Genomic DNA, 17,825 nt, shown 5'->3' with positions numbered 1-17,825 from the left:
CCGTGCCAAAGGTTGGCTGGAGCGTTCGGTCTATGGAATATCATATTATGGTATTCCAAACTTTCTGCAAGGGTTTTGCCGTACCGGCTATCTGTCCGGGGGAGATTTTCCCTTCCATTCCTGAGTCGAATCCTTGTGGGAGCGAGCTTGCTCGCGATAGCGGTGTGTCAGTCTCCATTCATGTCGGCTGGTTAATTGCTATCGCGAGCAAGCTCGCTCCCACAGGGGATTGTGCGTGGCCTCGGGTTTATCCAGTGAAGGGAATACTTTCCACCACTTCCAAGTCATAGCCGGTCAACCCCGCATACTTGAGCGGTGGTCCCAGGTGCCGCAATTTACCGACGCCCAGGTCCTGGAGAATCTGCGCGCCGGTACCTACTTCAGAATAGATGCGCGATTGCGACCGACTGAACTGTCGTGGCGGCTGGGTCAGTTGCGGCACACGCTCGAGCAGCGCCTGGGACGACTCGTGGTTGGCCAGCACGACCACCACGCCGCAACCTTCTTCCGCCACCCGCTGCAGGGCCGCCCACAACGTCCAATTGGACGGGCCGTTGTATTCGGCACCCACCAGGTCCCGCAATGGATCGATCACATGCACCCGCACTAGGGTCGATTCTTCCCGACGGATATCGCCCATCACCATCGCCATGTGCACGCCGCCTTCGATGCGGTCTTCGAAGGTGAACAAGCGGAAGGTGCCATGCACCGTCGGCAGTTCCCGCTCGCCGATGCGCACCACGGTGTGCTCGGTGCTCAGGCGGTAGTGGATCAGGTCGGCGATGGTGCCGATCTTGATGCCATGCTTGCGAGCGAAAATCTCCAGGTCCGGGCGGCGGGCCATGGTGCCGTCATCGTTCATCACTTCGACGATTACCGATGCAGGTGTGAAACCCGCCAGGCGCGCCAGGTCGCAACCGGCTTCGGTGTGCCCGGCCCGGGTCAGCACGCCGCCTTCCTTGGCCCGCAGCGGGAAGATATGCCCCGGTTGCACAATGTCGGTGGGCCCCGCATCGGCGGCCACGGCGGCGGCGACGGTGCGCGCCCGGTCGGCGGCGGAAATGCCGGTGGTCACACCGGTGGCAGCCTCGATGGACACCGTAAACGCGGTGCTGAACACGCTGCCGTTGCTCGGTACCATTTGCTCAAGTCCCAGGCGCTGGCAGTGCTCGTCGGTCAACGTCAGGCAGATCAGCCCCCGGGCTTCGCGCGCCATGAAGCTGATGGCCTGGGCATTGCAACAGTCGGCGGCCAGCAGCAGGTCACCTTCGTTTTCCCGATCTTCGTCATCCACCAGCAACACCATCTTGCCCAGGCGGTAGTCTTCGATGATTTCCTGAATGCTGTTAAAGGCCATGTCGGGCTCTCTTTGTTTTGAGGGGCTTGCTGGAACGATATTGTGGTATACCATAATACAAAACAAACCGAGAGGTCACTATGAAGGCGTACTGGATTGCTCATGTGGATGTCACCGACCCCGATCAATACAGCCAATACACCCAACGGGCGCCGGCGGCGTTCGCCTTGTATGGCGGTCGGATGTTGGCCCGGGGCGGGCGCAGCGAAGCGATGGAGGGCAGGGCCACGCCGCAGCGCAGTGTGGTGATCGAGTTCGATTCCTACGAACAGGCGCTGGCCTGCTATCACTCGGCGCAGTATCAGGAGGCCAAGACGCACCGTGAAGGCGTGGCCCGGGCCGAGGTGATCATCGTCGAGGGTGTGGCGCCCTGAGATTCGTCAGCGGATGAAATGAATCTTGCCGCTGTCGTCGTTGCCCATGTAGATGCCGTAGACCCCGGCCTGGCGTTCCTCGATATAACGTTCGAGGATCTGCCGGATGGCCGGGTAGTAGATGCTGTCCCAGGGAATGTCTTCAGGGGCGAAGAATTGGCAGGCGAGGGTTTCCGGGCCGAACTGGCCGGTGATCTCCAGCGCGATGGCGCGGAAGATGATGTACACCTCGCTGATCTTCGGCACGCTGAAGATCGAGTAGGGCGAGACGATTTCAGCGCGTACGCCGGTTTCTTCCCAGACTTCCCGCAGTGCCGCCTGTTCAGTGGTCTCGTTGCCTTCCATGAAGCCGGCCGGCAGCGTCCAGGTGCCCGGGCGCGGCGGGATGGCGCGCTGGCACAGCAGGTACTTGCCGTCCTGCTCGATGATGCAGCCGGCAATGATCTTCGGGTTGACGTAGTGGATGTAGCCGCAACCACCACACATCAGTCGCTCATGGGTATCGCCCGCTGGCAGGCGGTGATCGAGGTCACTGCCGCCGCACTTTGGACAAAAGCTCGGGCTGAACATGGCTAGCGACCTATGCGCGGTTCTTTGAGGGCGATGGGCGGGATGATCTCGGGGATTTCACCGGTCTCTTCCTGTTGGCGCTTGAGGTAGTCCAGGGCGACCTTGGCAGCGGCGCGCACGTGGTCGACGCAGGCTTGGTGGGCGGCCAGGGGGTCGCCGCTCTTGATCGCCTCGACCATCCGTTCCATTTCCTGGTTACTGCTGCCGCGACGGTTTTCCTGGGACACCGAGGTCGCCCGCAGATAGCTGATGCGCGCCTGCAACTGGCGCAACTGGGTGGCGGCCACTTGGTTGCCGGAGCCTTCGAGCAACACGTCGTAGAAGCCTTGCACCGAATCGATGACCTGTTGCAGCTCGCCTTCCTTGAGGGCCTTGCGGTTTTCCTCGAGGGCTTTCTCCAGGGCCTTGATGTCCTTGGCCTTGGCACGCAAGGTGAACAGTTGGACGATCAGGCCTTCGAGCACGCAACGCAGTTCATAGATGTCCACGGCATCGGCCAACGTGATGATGGCGACCCGTGGGCCCTTGGCATCGGCAAATTCCACCAGGCCTTCGGATTCCAGGTGGCGCAGCGCTTCGCGTACCGACGTGCGGCTCACGCCCAGGCGATCGCACAGATCCCGTTCGACCAGGCGATCGCCCGGCAGGAGCTGGAAGTTCATGATGGCGCTTCGCAACTTATCCAGCACGATCTCGCGCAGGGTAACGGGGTTGCGATTGACCTTGAAGCTGTCGTCGAGTGGCAGGCGTTTCATGGGGTCCGCTCTGTAATATGGCTGTCCATGCCAAACGGGCAACATCCGTGCACGTTCAGATCAAACAGCCGAGGGTTGACTGGAGGCCTCGGCATCGGCTTCGGCGAAGGCTTCACGGGCAAGCCGGAAACTGTCCACGGCAGCGGGAACGCCGCAATAGATACCGACCTGAAGCAGAATTTCGCGTATTTGCTCACGACTCAAGCCGTTACGCAAGGCGCCACGCACATGCAGCTTGAGTTCGTGTGGACGATTGAGCGCGGAGATCATCGCCAGGTTGATCATGCTGCGCTCCTTGAGCGATAAACCCTCGCGACCCCAGACATGACCCCAGCAATACTCGGTGACCATTTCCTGCAGCGGCCGGGTGAAATCGTCGGCGTTCTCGATGGAACGGTTGACGTAGTCCTGGCCCAGCACTTGGGTGCGGATCTTAAGGCCTTGTTCGTATTTATCATTGCTCATGGGCGATCCCTGGAAAAGTGCTGAACCTGTGGGAGCGAGCTTGCTCGCGATAGCGGTGTATCAGTCACAGTAATATTGGATGTGCTGCCGTCATCGCGAGCAAGCTCGCTCCCACAGGGGGATGTGTAGGGTCATCAGGCCAGCGCGGGCAGTGGGCCCAGCTTGCCCTTGTGGTAGATCATCGGCGTCACCGGCTGCGCGGGCAGGATCAGGTTCTTCACCGCGCCGACGATGATCGCGTGGTCGCCGCCATCGTATTCGCGCCACAGCTCGCATTCGATGATCGCCGTGGCTTTGCCCAGCAACGGATTGCCCAGCTCGCTCAGGTGCCAATCGATGCCCTTGGCCTTGTCCTTGCCTTTACCGGCAAAGGCGTAGGCTTCGGCGGTCTGGTCGGCGGACAGCAGGTGGATCGCGAACTGCTTGCTGTCGCGCAGCACCGGGTAGGTGTCAGACGCATAGTTGGGGCAGAACAGCACCAGCGCTGGGTCGATCGACAGCGCGCTGAACGCGCTGGCGGTGATGCCGACGATATTGCCCTCAGGGTCCAGGGTGGTGACCACCGTGACGCCGGACGGGAAGGAGCTCATGACTTCTTTGTAGATGCCGGGTTCGATCATTTTTCAGGACTCCTAGCGCATCACGAACGGATCAGGCATGGGCGCCTGGGACAGGTTGATCCACACCGTTTTCAGTTCGGTATAGGCCAGCACCGAATCGATGCCGCTCTCGCGTCCATAGCCGCTGTTCTTGAAACCCCCGATGGGCGCCATGGCCGACACCGCGCGATAAGTGTTGACCCAGATGATCCCGGAGCGCACATCCCGGGCCAGGCGATGGGCGCGGCCCAGGTCGCGGGTCCAGATGCCGGCGGCGAGGCCGAACTGCGAGTCGTTGGCGATTGCCAGGGCCTCGGCTTCGTCCTTGAAACGAATCACCGAGGCCACCGGGCCGAAGACTTCCTCCTGCATGATCTTCATCGAGTTGCGGTCGCATTCGAACAGGGTCGGCTCGTAGAACCAACCGTCGCCCAGGTTCGGCGGACGCTTGCCGCCCAAGCGCAGGCGCGCACCTTCGGCAATCGCGTCGGCCACCAGGCCCTCGACTACGGCCAGTTGCTGGGCGGTGGCCATGGGGCCCATTTCGCTGGCGTCTTCCTGAGGATTGCCGATGCGGATGCGCTGGGCGCGCTCGACCAGCCGCGAGACGAACTCATCATAGATCTCGTTCTGCACCAGCAACCGAGAGCCGGAGACGCAGCTTTGACCGGATGCCGCATAAATCCCGGCGATTGCCCCGTTGATCGCACTGTCCAGGTCGGCGTCGGCGAAAATGATATTCGGTGATTTGCCGCCCAGCTCCAGCGAAAGCTTGGCGAAGTTCTCGGCGCTGCTGCGCACCACATGGCGGGCCGTGGCCGCGCCGCCGGTGAAGGCGATCTTGCGCACCAGCGGATGGCGGGTGAGGGCGGCGCCGGTGCTCGGGCCGTAGCCGGTGATGACGTTGACCACGCCCGGCGGGATCCCGGCTTCCAGGGCCAGGCGAGCCAGTTCGAGAATGGTTGCCGAGGCGTGCTCGGACGGTTTGATCACAATGGTATTGCCTGCCGCGAGGGCCGGCGCCAGTTTGATCGCGGTGAGGTACAGCGGGCTGTTCCAGGGAATGATCGCCGCCACCACGCCCATGGCTTCATGCACCGTATAGGCAAACATGTCCGGCTTATCAAGGGGCAGGGTGCCGCCTTCGAGCTTGTCGGCCAGGCCTGCGGTGTAGTGGAAGAACTCCGGCAGGTAGCCGACCTGGCCGCGGGTTTCGCGAATCAGTTTGCCGTTGTCGCGGCTTTCCAACTGGGCCAATTGTTCTTTGTTTTCGGCGATCAGGTCACCGAGGCGACGCAGCAATTTGCCACGGGCGGTGGCGGTCAGCCCGCGCCAGGCCGGGCTGTCGAAAGCGCTTTGTGCTGCCTGGACGGCACGGTCCACATCGGCTTCGCCGGCGTCAGGCAACTCGGCCCAGGGTTGGGCCAGGGCCGGGTTCAGGCTTTCGAAGGTCTTGCCGGACAAGGCATCGACCCATTCACCGCCGATGCACATCGAAAAGCGTGCGAGTGTCATGCAACGATCCCCTTTATTTGGTTTTGTCGGGCGCTTGCCGTGTCGAGGAATTCCAGCAACAACTGGTTGACCAGGCGCGGCGACTCTACCGGCATCATATGCCGCTGTTCGGCGAGCACCGCAACACTGGCGCCGGGAATGCGCTCGGCCAGTTGCCGGGCCATTTCAGGTGTCGAGCCGGGGTCCAGTTCACCGGTGGCGATCAGCGTCGGAACCTGGATATTGCCCAGGTCATCGGCGCGGTACATGTCCTGGGTGGCGAACAGCTCGTAGGTAGTCAGGTAACCCTGGGGGTCATTCCCTGCCAGGGTCTGGCGCAGCGCGGCGATCTGCGCGGGGTTGGCGGCCTGGTACTCACGGCTGAACCAACGTGACAGAGCGGCTTCGGCGTTGGCGTCCGGCCCATGCTCGGCGGCCTGGGCGGTGCGGGCGATGACGCCGGCGCGCTGTTCGGCGCTGCGGTTGAACACACTGTTGAGTACCACCAGGCCTTGCAGGCGCTGCGGGTAATGCAAGGCAAACGCCCGGGCCACCAGGCCACCCATGGAAAAGCCGATCACCGTCGCCTGGGGCAGTTGCAAGTGATCGAGCAGCTCCAGCAACTGGTCGGCGTAGCCCAGCAACGCGGTACCGCTGGGTGGGCGCGGGCTGGCACCATGGCCGAGCATGTCGTAGGCAATCACTTGGTATTGCGTGGCCAGGCCAACGACCTGGCCACCCCACATTTCTTTGTTCAGGCCCACGCCATGGATCAAGACCACGGGTTGGCCTTGACCGGTGGCCAGGTAGCTGGTGCCGGCCGGGGTGAGTTCAGCGGTGAGCCGAATCATGGAGCGCTCCTGCATGGCTTTTTTATTGTGGTTGCCCAGGCTGGATCACTGCGCATTCTCGGCGGCCAGTTCTTCCAGGTCGATGTAGCGGTTACCGATGCGCGGGTGCAGGCGGCCGCCATCGGCGCAGCCCAGCACCACGACGATTTCGTCGGCGCGCGGGGCGTCTTCAATCTGCATTTCCAAGGTGATGTAATGCGAGCGCAGGCCTTCGTCGTCCTTGTGCATCATCGGGATCTGGATCGAGGTGCCAGGGCCGCCGCGCTTGTTGGTGAAGCTCAGGTAGCTCTTGGCCTTGACCGCTTCGCGGTAGTGGTTGCCGAAGCGCAGGGTGTGGATCACGGCGGAGGCGTGCTCGATTTCGCCGTCGGCACCCACCACCGCGGCCTTGCCATACGCTTCGATTTTCTCGGCGCCGCCGATGATGCCCACCAGGCGCTCGACCATCAGTGCACCGAGATCGGAGCAGTTGGCGCGGATCTCCGGTTTCAGGTCTTCGACGAAACCGCGGCCTAGCCAAGGATTCTTCATGACGACCGCCAGCCCGACCATGGTCACCGGTTTGTCGGTGGCTTTGCCGCCTTCAATGAATGTTTCTTCGACATAGCTGACGATCTTGCGAATTTCGAAACTCATGGGCTGCTCCGTCATTGGGTGAATAAGTGTATGCGTATGATGGTATACCATAATACTGGGTGCGCAAATCCCTACAACAGGTTTGTGTTCGGGAGGCGACCGAAGGCAGCTCGCCCGCGACCCCGAAAAAATTGGTCTACGCTTTGTGCGCGGACACTCGAATGTTTTTGGATAGCCCTGCAACGTGTCCCGGGGGAGGAAGGATGCCCTTCGAAATCGCCGATGTTTCAATTACCGTCTGGTCATTGTTGAGCCCAACCTACGTGACGCTCAAACCCCACGAAGCCCTCATCAAGCGTTTCCTGGGTAACGACCTGAAGGTTCGCTTTCTGACAACCCAGGCGGCCGTCCAGGCGCTGGCCCAGCCCGATCAAGCCTTTCCCCTCGAGTGGCGGGTGGGGGCTACTCCACCGGCCCAGGCCAATCAAAGCGTCAACCAGTGTCTGGAGGCGCTGGCGCTTTATTTACGGGGCCAGGACAAACGCAAATACCAAGACATGCTGGACGAGGCGAATACCAAGGGTGACTCGCTGTTCACCGATGCGCGGAACAACACACCGGCGCAATTCGTCGCCCAGAAGTGCATCTATTACTACCAGGGCGCGTACATGTCGGGTGATCAGTTCGCTGTCGGCGCGGCGTTGCGCCATGACCTCACCTCACAGCTGATCCTGTTCTACGCGGCCGCTGACGAGACGGCGGCCAAGCGGTTGGTCAAGTTCTATGGCACTTCCTGTGGGGTAAAGGCCGCTCGGTTGCTGCCGGTGTTGGTCACCGATGCCAAGGCTGCCTGCGAAACCTGTCGCCTGGTGGTCGACGCCAGGATCAATAAAAGTGCGCTGCCGCCCTTCACCGATGCGGCACTGGCATTCCTGGCCGGCGTCGCCAAGGGTGCAAAACTGTGCCCGGTGGGTGGCGCCACCACCGATGTGGCTGCGTCAGTGCTCAATGGCGACGGCAAGGGCAGCATCGCCCAGTGGGACAATGTCGATCCCAATGCCAATCGCTACTGGGCGTATCGCCTCGACAAGTTCCTGGGGCTCAAAGGGGTGGTCAAGGGCCAGAGCTACGTCATTGTCTGGACCCGCTTCAGCGGCAAGGACGGGGGTGCCCATCCGGAGCTGGACGACAGTTGGACGGGGTTGGGGCAGGTGTGTCACCAGTTGTTGAAAAAAGGGCGGAACGTCATCGTGGTCGGACGCCCGAGGACCAACCGGGACCTCAATGCGAAGCTGACGACCCACCTGAATAAACTCGACCAGGATGCGGGGGCGGTGTCCCGGGACAATCTTCAGGTCTGGGGTGAGTATTGGAAGCTGGACAACGGCAACCCCAACCAGAAGATCATCGGGCCCAACCGTGCTGCCGAATATGCCATTTTCCTGCGCATGAAAAGTGCCGAATGGAACTGCAAATTGGTGCACCTGGGCATGCGCAGCGGTGCGATGGATGCCGCGGCCTTGCTGGGGATGCGCACTCGATTCATCGAAGACGCCGGCAACCAGCAGATCGCGCGAACGACCAAATGGACCGGGGCGACCAATACCAACCGTCTCTACCAGCGTATCCCGGTGGCCGAATTGCCTACCTGGAGCGCGCGAGGCCATAAGGAAAACCTGGCGGTCAAGCGAGGTTACCTGCCCACTGACCTGGCGATGATCGTCGCCAGCGTCGAGGCTGCGTTTACTTGAGGTGAACGGCCGTGCTGCTTCAAGGTGGGGCGAGGGGTATGAATCCGTGCATTTTCCTGCAACGTTGCAGTGCGCTCAGGTTTTCGTCGTCTGGGGATGAGCGCGGGTAGCCATGGATGAATGAGTAAAAACTTCCCCCCTTGTGGGGCACGGCTTTCCCATTCCACCCGCTCAAGAGCCGTTCAAGCCGCGTTCGAGAGAAAGGGCGCCAGCATTTATGGTCATTGATGTCGCCAGATCGAAAAATAATTTCGCCTTTTAGTGGTTTTGCAATGCTTTTTCTATCCAGAGCCTGACGCCGTGACGCTTAGGCACACCCTTTGCTAAGCATTGAAAAGCCGGCCTCCCAGGCCAGGACACACCATCCATGAAGAAACAGAGGGGAATCCCAGGACCGCACTCGATAAAGCAGGGCTCAAAGCAAGGCAAGGCCGAACCGTCGGAATGACGAAGTGATAAGAAATGCCGTGTAGAACGCGGCAGGGAGTTGGCTATGCCCCACGCTTTTTTTAATGAAATGTATGACGCCCAGGGTGACTGCCGCCCGCACTACCAAGCCTTCTCGCGCTGGCTGGCGGACACGCCGCTGGAACTGTTGGAGCAACGCCGCCGCGAAGCCGACCTGCTGTTCCATCGCGCAGGCATCACTTTCACCCTCTATGGCGACGAGCAGGGCACTGAACGGTTGATTCCGTTCGACATCATCCCGCGCAGCATCAAGGCCAGTGAATGGCAAATAGTCGAGCGTGGTTGCATCCAGCGGGTCCAGGCCCTGAATATGTTCCTGGCCGACATCTACCATGGTCAACACATCCTCAAGGAAGGCATCATTCCGGCCGAGCAAGTGCTCGCCAACGAGGGTTACCAGATCGCGATGCAGGGCCTGGACCTGCACCGGGGCATCTATGCCCATATCGCCGGTGTCGACCTGGTTCGCGACGGTGACGGCAGCTACTACGTGCTGGAAGACAACCTGCGCACTCCCAGCGGCGTGAGCTACATGCTCGAAGACCGCAAGATGATGATGCGCCTGTTCCCCGAACTCTTCGCCGCCCAGCGCGTGGCCCCTATCGATCATTACCCGAACCTGCTGCTCGATACCCTCAAGACCTCGAGCCCACTGGAAAACCCTACCGCCGTGGTGTTGACCCCAGGACGCTTCAACAGCGCCTATTTCGAGCACGCGTTCCTGGCCCGTGAAATGGGCGTGGAGCTGGTGGAGGGGGCCGACCTGTTCGTGCGGGACGACCACGTGTACATGCGCACCACCGCTGGCCCCCGGCAGGTGGACGTGATTTATCGTCGCCTCGACGATGCCTACCTCGACCCACTGTCGTTCAACCCCGATTCGATGTTGGGCGTGCCCGGGCTGATCGCTGTTTACCGAGCGGGTAACGTGGTACTGGCGAATGCGGTCGGCACGGGCGTGGCCGATGACAAGTCGATCTACCCCTACGTCGACGAAATGATCCGTTTCTACCTCACCGAAGAGCCGATCCTGAAGAACGTGCCCACCTGGCAATGCCGCAAGCCTCAGGACCTGTCCCATGTGCTGGCCAACCTGCCGGACCTGGTGGTCAAGGAAACCCAGGGCTCCGGTGGCTACGGCATGCTGGTCGGGCCGGCCGCCACTGCCGCGGAAATCGAGGATTTCCGCGCACGTCTCAAGGCCCGTCCCGAAGCCTACATCGCCCAGCCGACCTTGAGCCTGTCCACGTGCCCGACCTTTGTCGAGAGCGGCATTGCGCCGCGCCACATCGACTTGCGTCCGTTCGTGCTGTCGGGCAAGGAAACGCGCCTGGTACCCGGCGGGCTGACCCGTGTGGCGCTGCGCGAGGGCTCGCTGGTGGTGAACTCGTCCCAGGGCGGCGGCACCAAAGACACTTGGGTAGTGGAGGACTAAGACATGCTTTCAAGAACTGCTTCGGACCTCTATTGGATGTCCCGCTACCTGGAGCGCGCCGAGAACCTGGCGCGCATGCTCGAAGTCAGCTATTCGCTGTCGCTGATGCCCCAGGCCGGCCGCAGCGATGGCCATGCCGAGCTGGCGATGTCGCTGCTGGCGGCCGGTACGCTGGATGACTACAACGCCCGTTATGACGCGCTCAACACCGAGCGCATGCTGCATTTCTTTGCCCTGGATGAAACCAACCCCGGCAGTATCTACAGCTGCCTGCGTGCCGCGCGGACCAATGCCCATGCGGTGCGCGGGCGCATCACTGCCGATATGTGGGAGAACATCAACGCTACTTGGCTGGAAATGCGCAACATCGCCAGCAACGGCCTGGGGCGCTACGGCATCAGCCACTTCTGCGAGTGGGTCAAGGAGCGTTCGCACCTGTTCCGGGGCGCAACGTCGGGCACCATCATGCGCAACGATGCCTACTGCTTCATTCGCCTGGGGACCTTTATCGAACGGGCCGACAACACCCTGCGCCTGCTGGATGCTCGCTACGAGATGTTCGGCGAGGAATCGGAGGAGGTCAGTGACAACTCGGCCCGTGGTTATTACCAGTGGAGTGCCTTGCTGAGGGCGTTGTCTTCGTTCGAGGCGTTCAACGAGATCTATCGCAACGCGCCCAATGCCGAGCAGGTGTCCGAGATGCTGCTGTTGCGGGCCGACGTCCCGCGTTCGCTGCATGCCTGTATCGAGGAACTGGACCATATCCTCGCCAGCTTGCCGGGCAACAACGGCCGGCCGGCGCAACGCCTGGCCGCCGAGCTGAATGCGCGACTGCGTTATTCCGGAATCGACGAGATCCTGGCCTCGGGCCTGCATCAATGGCTGACGGACCTGATCGGGCAAATCCGCCACTTGGGCCAGACGGTCCATGAGTCTTACCTGGAGGTCGTATGAAACTGTCCATACGCCACGACACCACCTACAGCTACGCCGATGAAGTCTGCACCAGCATCCAGTTCCTGCGCCTGACGCCTCGGGACACCCAGCGCCAGCGCATCCTGGAGTGGCACTTGGAACTGCCGCGTCTGGTGCGCAGCCAGCTTGATCCTTACGGCAACATCCTTCACGTCATGACTATGGACGAACCCCACGGTGCCTTGGTCTTGACGGCTTATGGCGAGGTTGAAATCCATCAGTCGATAGCGATGGAGCCGGACAGCCAGTCGCCGCTACCATTCTTGCGCACCAGCCGTCTCACCGAGGCGGATGAGACCCTCAGCGCCTTCGCCGTCGAGCAATGCGCAGGGCGACGGGATCGTTCGGCCTTGACCGATCTGATGAACGGCCTGGCCGCGCGGATGCCCTACAGCCCCGGCACGACGGCGGTCAACAGCACTGCCGCCGAGGCGTTTGCCGGTGGAACGGGGGTTTGCCAGGACCATACCCACGCCTTCCTGGCCTGCGCCCGCAGCCTGGGCGTTCCCGCGCGTTATGTATCCGGCTACTTGTGCACCGAGGATGAAAGCCACCTGGCGAGCCACGCCTGGGCGGAAGCCTGGCTCGATGACGGCTGGTACAGTTTCGACGTGACCAACCGCCTGACCCTTCCAGACCGCCACCTGAAACTCGCGGTCGGCCTGGACTACCTCGACGCCTGCCCGGTCCGCGGCATGCGCCGGGGTGGCGGGGCGGAACAGATGCAGGCGCGGGTGCAGGTGAGCTCGATGGTGCAGGTGCAGCACCAATAAAGGCGCAAAGCCTCATCGCGAGCAAGCTCGCTCCCACACTGGAGTTGACGGTGGACACAAACCTTGTGGTCACTCGAGGACCCAATGGGAGGGCCCTATGGTTTGTAGCCTCAACCAAACTGCCTTTGTGGCGAGGGAGCTTGCTCCCGCTGGGCTGCGCAGCAGCCCCAAAACCAAGCACCGCGTGGTGTCAGGCAGATCGCATGCAGATTATTGGGGCCGCTTCGCGCCCCAGCGGGAGCAAGCTCCCTCGCCACGGGGTTGAGTACCTGGCATCAGGTCTGGAAACACCCGAGTCCCCTGTGGGAGCCGAGCTTGCTCGCGATGACGGTTGCCCAGCCGACATCACCGCCAACGGACCCACCGCTTTCGCGAGCAGGCTCGCTCCCACACTGGAATTGGCGGTGGACACAAACCTTGTGGTCACTCGAGAGCCCAGTGGGAGGGCCATAGGATTTTGTAGCCTGAACGAAACTGCCTTTGTGGCGAGGGAGCTTGCTCCCGCTGGGCTGCGCAGCAGCCCCAAAACCAAGCACCGCGTGGCGTCAGGCAGATCGCATGCAGTTTATTGGGGCCGCTTCGCGCCCCAGCGGGAGCAAGCTCCCTCGCCACGGGGTTGAGTACCTGGCATCAGGTCTGGAAACACCCGAGTCCCCTGTGGGAGCCGAGCTTGCTCGCGATGACGGTTGCCCAGCCGACATCACCGCCAACGGACCCACCGCTTTCGCGAGCAGGCTCGCTCCCACACTGGAATTGGCGGTGGACACAAACCTTGTGGTCACTCGAGAGCCCAGTGGGAGGGCCATAGGATTTTGTAGCCTGAACGAAACTGCCTTTGTGGCGAGGGAGCTTGCTCCCGCTGGGCTGCGCAGCAGCCCCAAAACCAAGCACCGCGAGGCGCCAGGCAGATCGCATGCAGTTTATTGGGGCCGCTTCGCGCCCCAGCGGGAGCAAGCTCCCTCGCCACGGGGTTGAGTACCTGGCATCAGGTCTGGAAACACCCGAGTCCCCTGTGGGAGCCGAGCTTGCTCGCGATGACGGTTGCCCAGCCGACATCACCGCCAACGGACCCACCGCTTTCGCGAGCAAGCTCGCTTCCACACTGGAATTGGCGGTGGACACAAACCTTGTGGCCACTCGAGAACCCAGTGGGAGGACCATAGGGTTTTGTAGCCTCAACCAAATTGCCTTTGTGGCGAGGGAGCTTGCTCCCGCTGGGCTGCGCAGCAGCCCCAAAACCAAGCACCGCGTGGTGTCAGGCAGATCGCATGCAGATTATTGGGGCCGCTTCGCGCCCCAGCGGGAGCAAGCTCCCTCGCCACGGGGTTGAGTGCTCGGCATCAGGTCTGGAAACACCCGAGTCCCTGTGGGAGCCGAGCTTGCTCGCGATGACGGTTGCCCAGCCGACATCACCGCCAACGGACCCACCGCTTTCGCGAGCAAGCTCGCTTGTATGGTAGGACTTGAAGGGAGGAGGAGAGACAAAGCTCGATTCTGACTGTTAGCCGCAGTACAGACCGTGGGAGATTTCACCCCTCCTCCTTTCACCCAAGCGCCGATAAAGAATGCATCTGGCCTAGACCGACGATAGGAACAAGCCTGCGCCTCTGGGTGAACCCTTCAAGTGTTCAAACCTTAGCCCGGAGGATTTTCAATGGCAATGCCGGTTTCTGTCGCAAAGCCGATCGTGGGTGTCGATGTCGCCAAAGATGAGTTGGTGATTTATCACGCAGAAACAGATCGACTGGAAGCGATCCCCAACACCAAAACAGCGATCAAGAAGTGGCTCAAGGAATTGCCCGCGCCAGTGGATGTCGCCATCGAAGCCACCAATATCTATCACCAGGAATTCGCCGACCTGGCTTATGCGCAAGGCTGTGTGATCTACATGATCGGCGGCTACGAACTCAGCCATTACCGCAAAGGTGTGAAAGTTCGCGCTAAAACCGATGCGCTGGATGCTCGGTTGTTGGCTCGCTACTTGAACAACGAAGGTCACCAGTTGCACCCGTGGACCCCGCCATCGCCCCTGTATTGCCGGCTTATAAGCCTTTTCCGGCGCCGGGCAGCCTTGGTTCAGGCGCGTGTCAGCCTCAAGCAAAGTTGGTCGAACGAACCGTTGCTCAAAACGGCCTTTGAGAACCAGATAAAGGCCATGCAACGATTGGAAATCTTGCCCGAGAAAACAATCCAGACGCAGTTGGAAGTAGCTGGCTTGGGCGCTCAGCTCAAGCGTTGCATGAAAGTTGAAGGCATTGGCCTGTTGAGCGGTGCCCGTTTACTCACGTCGTTTCAGCGTGGGGATTTCAGAAATGCCGATGCCTTCATCGCTTTTCTGGGCCTAGACCTGCGTATATCGGATTCAGGTAAAAAGAAGGGACGCCGCTGCCTGTCTAAGCGAGGTGACCCGGAGGCTCGCCGATTGATGCACAACGCCGCGATGTCGGCGAGGCGCACAGCGGCATGGAAGGGTTTTTATGAGGCACTGAGGGCCCGGGGTCTCAGCACAACCGAAGCATTGGTGGCACTGGCCCGCAAGCTTGCCCGAGTGGTATTCGCCCTGCTGAAGAACCAGAGCGAATACTTACCGAAAGGCATTTAAGGGGTAGCCCTGCACCATAGAATCTCCCACACTGGAATTGGCGGTGGACACAAACCTTGTGGCCACTTGAGAACCCAGTGGGAGAGCCATAGGGTTTTGTAGCCCCAACCAAACAGCCTTTGTGGCGAGGGAGCTTGCTCCCGCTGGGCTGCGCAGCAGCCCCAAAACCAAGCACCGCGTGGCGTCAGGCAGATCGCATGCAGCTTATTGGGGCCGCTTCGCGCCCCAGCGGGAGCAAGCTCCCTCGCCACGGGGTTGAGTGCCCGGCATCAGGTCTGGAAACACCCGAGTCCCCTGTGGGAGCCGAGCTTGCTCGCGATGACGGTTGCCCAGCCAACATCACCGCCAACTGACCCACCGCCATCGCGAGCAAGCTCGCTTCCACAAAAAGCTCACTCACTCCAAACCCTCTCAAATGAAGCTTTCATGACAAAAGTTCGGTAGCACATCGCCATTCCCGTCATGCCTGTGTGACGTGTTCGAGGGGACCTTTCAGGTCGTTTGGAGCCGGGGCGCGAAGCCGGGAGTGAGGCGATGGGGACTATGGAACGTTATTCGAAAGTGGGCATGCAGGAGCTTGACCAGCGGCTGTCGAAGATCGTCGAGGCGGCGCGCAAGCAGCCGGTCTCGGTGTATCGCTACGGCGCGCCGTGGGTCTGGATCGTTTCCCAGGATGACTGGCAGGGCGCGCTCAAGGAAGTGTCCAGCTACATTCCGCAAGGCCATTCACTGGTCTTGCTGCGTCCGCAGATCGACGACCTGCTGGACGACCATCGCGATGTGCTGCAGGGCCTCAATGCCCGCGCCCAGATGCTGATCGCACCGCAAACCGCCATGCACATCCTCCTGCTGCAACTGCTCTATTCGGTGCCCAGCGAGCAGCAACTCTACGAACAACTCAATTACAACCTGCTGTTCCGCTGGTTCGTCGGCCTGGACCTGAACCAGAAGGTCTGGAGCTTCAACGTCCTGAGCAAAGACCTTGCCACGCTGCTGGGCGATGCGCAGGCGGTGCGGCTCATCCAGAAAATCATCGGTGAAGTGTTCTGTGGCGCCTTGCTGCAAATGCCGGAGTTCTCCTTGAACTTCGCGCTGCTGCACACCTGGCTAGCCCGGCACGCCACGACATCGACCGCAAGCAATTGAGCCGTACTTTGAATTCAGGGGGTGGTGTGGAGCATTTCTTCAAGTCGCGGCCAGCGCTGTGGGGCTGGCTGCTGTTGGCGGTCGGGGGACCGTCGGCAATCGCCGCCGAAGGAGGGCAGGAGGCCGAAGCGGCGCCGGCGCGCCTGGTGGACGTGAACGAGTATTTCGTGCGCGGCAACACGGTGCTCGATGCCCGGGCCATCGAGGAAGCGGTGTACCCGTTCCTCGGCCCGCAAAAGGCCTTGAGCGACATCGAGGGCGCCCGGGAAGCCCTGCAGAAAGCCTATCAGGCACATGGTTATCAATCGGTCTTCGTCGAGTTGCCGGAGCAGAAAGTCGAAGACGGCATCGTTTACCTGCAAGTCAGCGAGACCAAGGTCGGCCGGGTCCGTGTGGTGGGAGCCAAGCACTATTCTCCCGTGGAAATCCGCGAGGACGTGCCGGCACTCAAGGAAGGCGAGGTACCCGACTTCGCCCAGGTCCAGGCAGAGCTGGCGCAGTTGAACAAAACCCCGGGACGCCAGGTCATGCCGTTGGTGCGCGAAGGCCAGCGCCCCGGCACCATGGACGTGGATTTGCAGGTCGAAGACCAAGACCCCTGGCAAGCCAGCCTGGGCCTGAACAACGACTACAGCGCCGACACCGAAAAGCTGCGCACCGTCGCGAGCCTGGGCTACAACAACCTCTGGCAACTGGGCCACAGCGTTTCCCTGACGTTCTTCACCGCGCCCCAGGACACCGAAAACGCCAAGGTCTGGTCGGGTTCCTACACCGCGCCGCTGAGCGAACGCTGGAGTGTGCAATTCTCCGGTTACCAATCCGACAGCAACGTGGCCACCGTCGGCGGCAGCAACGTATTGGGCAAAGGCCATTCCTATGGGGTGTCGGCGATCTACAGCCTGCCATCCACGGGGGCGTGGGCCAACAGCTTTTCAGTCGGGGTGGATTTCAAGGACTTCGAGGAGGAACTCAACCTCGGCGGCGCCAGCGACAAGGCGCCGCTCAAGTACGCGCCGTTCACCTTCGCCTACAACGGCTTTCGCTACACCGAACACAGCCAGTTGGGCCTCGGCCTGAGCCTGGTGGCGGGTACCCGCAGCCTGCTGGGCTATGGCAGTTCCGACGAAGAGTTCGACTATAAGCGCTATCGCGCCAGCCCCAGCTTCGCCGTGCTCAAGGGCGACGGCAACTACACCTTCACCTTCGGCAACGACTGGCAGACCGCCTCCAAGGCCGCCTTCCAACTGGCCTCCGGGCCGTTGGTTTCCAACGAACAATTTTCCGCCGGTGGCGCCACCTCGGTGCGCGGCTACCTGGCCGCCGAGCGCACCGGCGATGACGGCTACCTGCTGTCCCAGGAGCTGCGCACGCCGTCCCTGGCCAAGTTCCTCGGCAGTTATGTCCAGGAGTGGCGCTTCTATGCCTTCGCCGAAGGCGCGCAGCTGTACCTACGCGACGAGCTGCCCGACCAGGAAGCCGACTACAGCCTCGCCAGCGTCGGCCTCGGCACCCGCGCGAGCCTGAGCAAATGGCTGTCCGGCAGCCTCGACTGGGGCTATCCGCTGCTCGACGGGCCGAACACCTCGAAACAGGAATCGCGCCTGCACTTCAACCTGCAAGCGACGTTTTGAACC

The 17,825-nt window shown here is 61.5% G+C and carries 16 protein-coding genes; 8 read left to right on the top strand and 8 right to left on the bottom strand.

What is annotated here, in order from left to right; translation table 11 throughout:
* Positions 1-247: 247 nt before the first annotated feature.
* A complete protein-coding gene (ribBA, locus tag J3P85_RS14290) occupies positions 248-1,357 on the bottom strand; it encodes a bifunctional 3,4-dihydroxy-2-butanone-4-phosphate synthase/GTP cyclohydrolase II (protein WP_434706277.1) in 1,110 nt (369 codons plus the stop codon).
* A gap of 80 nt (positions 1,358-1,437) precedes the next feature.
* Here ribBA and J3P85_RS14285 point away from each other — a divergent pair, with 80 nt between their 5' ends.
* Positions 1,438-1,731, top strand: a complete 294-nt coding sequence (locus J3P85_RS14285) for a DUF1330 domain-containing protein (protein WP_434570620.1) — start codon at positions 1,438-1,440, stop codon at positions 1,729-1,731.
* A 6-nt stretch (positions 1,732-1,737) separates the two neighbouring features.
* Here J3P85_RS14285 and J3P85_RS14280 read toward each other — a convergent pair whose 3' ends face one another.
* The 7 genes from J3P85_RS14280 to J3P85_RS14250 form a co-directional block, all read right to left on the bottom strand.
* On the bottom strand, positions 1,738-2,301 hold the full coding sequence (locus tag J3P85_RS14280) for an NUDIX hydrolase (protein ID WP_053125541.1): 564 nt from the start codon (positions 2,299-2,301) through the stop codon (positions 1,738-1,740).
* A gap of 2 nt (positions 2,302-2,303) precedes the next feature.
* Positions 2,304-3,056 carry a GntR family transcriptional regulator gene (locus J3P85_RS14275; RefSeq protein WP_434706276.1) on the bottom strand — a complete coding sequence of 251 codons (753 nt, stop codon included), beginning with the start codon at positions 3,054-3,056 and terminating at the stop codon, positions 2,304-2,306.
* A gap of 60 nt (positions 3,057-3,116) precedes the next feature.
* The gene (locus J3P85_RS14270; protein WP_003201685.1) at positions 3,117-3,521 is read right to left on the bottom strand and encodes a carboxymuconolactone decarboxylase family protein; all 405 of its coding nucleotides are present in this window, start codon (positions 3,519-3,521) and stop codon (positions 3,117-3,119) included.
* 134 nt (positions 3,522-3,655) lie between these two features.
* On the bottom strand, positions 3,656-4,141 hold the full coding sequence (locus J3P85_RS14265) for a flavin reductase family protein (protein WP_186710455.1): 486 nt from the start codon (positions 4,139-4,141) through the stop codon (positions 3,656-3,658).
* A gap of 12 nt (positions 4,142-4,153) precedes the next feature.
* Positions 4,154-5,635: an aldehyde dehydrogenase gene (locus J3P85_RS14260; RefSeq protein WP_434706275.1), complete on the bottom strand. Its 1,482-nt coding sequence runs from the start codon at positions 5,633-5,635 to the stop codon at positions 4,154-4,156.
* A complete protein-coding gene (locus J3P85_RS14255; RefSeq protein ID WP_186710451.1) occupies positions 5,632-6,465 on the bottom strand; it encodes an alpha/beta fold hydrolase in 834 nt (277 codons plus the stop codon). The genes J3P85_RS14260 and J3P85_RS14255 overlap by 4 nt, the downstream gene beginning before the upstream one ends.
* A gap of 45 nt (positions 6,466-6,510) precedes the next feature.
* Positions 6,511-7,101, bottom strand: coding sequence for an amino acid synthesis family protein (locus tag J3P85_RS14250; RefSeq protein ID WP_003182108.1), 591 nt, complete (start codon positions 7,099-7,101; stop codon positions 6,511-6,513).
* A 203-nt stretch (positions 7,102-7,304) separates the two neighbouring features.
* Here J3P85_RS14250 and J3P85_RS14245 point away from each other — a divergent pair, with 203 nt between their 5' ends.
* The 7 genes from J3P85_RS14245 to J3P85_RS14215 all read left to right on the top strand — a co-directional run bounded on the left by J3P85_RS14245 (position 7,305) and on the right by J3P85_RS14215 (position 17,822).
* Complete coding sequence (locus tag J3P85_RS14245; RefSeq protein WP_434706274.1) at positions 7,305-8,792, top strand: hypothetical protein; 1,488 nt, start codon at positions 7,305-7,307, stop codon at positions 8,790-8,792.
* Positions 8,793-9,285: 493 nt separating this feature from the next.
* A complete protein-coding gene (locus J3P85_RS14240) occupies positions 9,286-10,695 on the top strand; it encodes a circularly permuted type 2 ATP-grasp protein (RefSeq protein WP_434706273.1) in 1,410 nt (469 codons plus the stop codon).
* Positions 10,696-10,698: 3 nt separating this feature from the next.
* Complete coding sequence (locus tag J3P85_RS14235; protein WP_003201699.1) at positions 10,699-11,649, top strand: alpha-E domain-containing protein; 951 nt, start codon at positions 10,699-10,701, stop codon at positions 11,647-11,649.
* Positions 11,646-12,443 (top strand): transglutaminase family protein, encoded by a 798-nt coding sequence (locus J3P85_RS14230; protein ID WP_186710444.1) that lies wholly within the window; start codon positions 11,646-11,648, stop codon positions 12,441-12,443. Before J3P85_RS14235 ends, J3P85_RS14230 begins: the two co-directional genes overlap by 4 nt.
* A gap of 1,654 nt (positions 12,444-14,097) precedes the next feature.
* Complete coding sequence (locus J3P85_RS14225) at positions 14,098-15,045, top strand: IS110 family transposase (protein ID WP_434706272.1); 948 nt, start codon at positions 14,098-14,100, stop codon at positions 15,043-15,045.
* Between the two features lie 543 nt (positions 15,046-15,588).
* Positions 15,589-16,191 carry a transposase gene (locus J3P85_RS14220; RefSeq protein ID WP_411384592.1) on the top strand — a complete coding sequence of 201 codons (603 nt, stop codon included), beginning with the start codon at positions 15,589-15,591 and terminating at the stop codon, positions 16,189-16,191.
* A gap of 68 nt (positions 16,192-16,259) precedes the next feature.
* Positions 16,260-17,822 carry a ShlB/FhaC/HecB family hemolysin secretion/activation protein gene (locus J3P85_RS14215; RefSeq protein WP_434706371.1) on the top strand — a complete coding sequence of 521 codons (1,563 nt, stop codon included), beginning with the start codon at positions 16,260-16,262 and terminating at the stop codon, positions 17,820-17,822.
* The last annotated feature ends 3 nt before the right edge of the window (positions 17,823-17,825 follow it).

This window comes from Pseudomonas sp. Z1-12, assembly GCF_051132015.1.
Taxonomy (GTDB): domain Bacteria; phylum Pseudomonadota; class Gammaproteobacteria; order Pseudomonadales; family Pseudomonadaceae; genus Aquipseudomonas; species Aquipseudomonas zanjanensis.
Note: the sequence above shows the minus strand (reverse complement) of the source record. Positions and strands in the feature narration are given on the sequence as shown.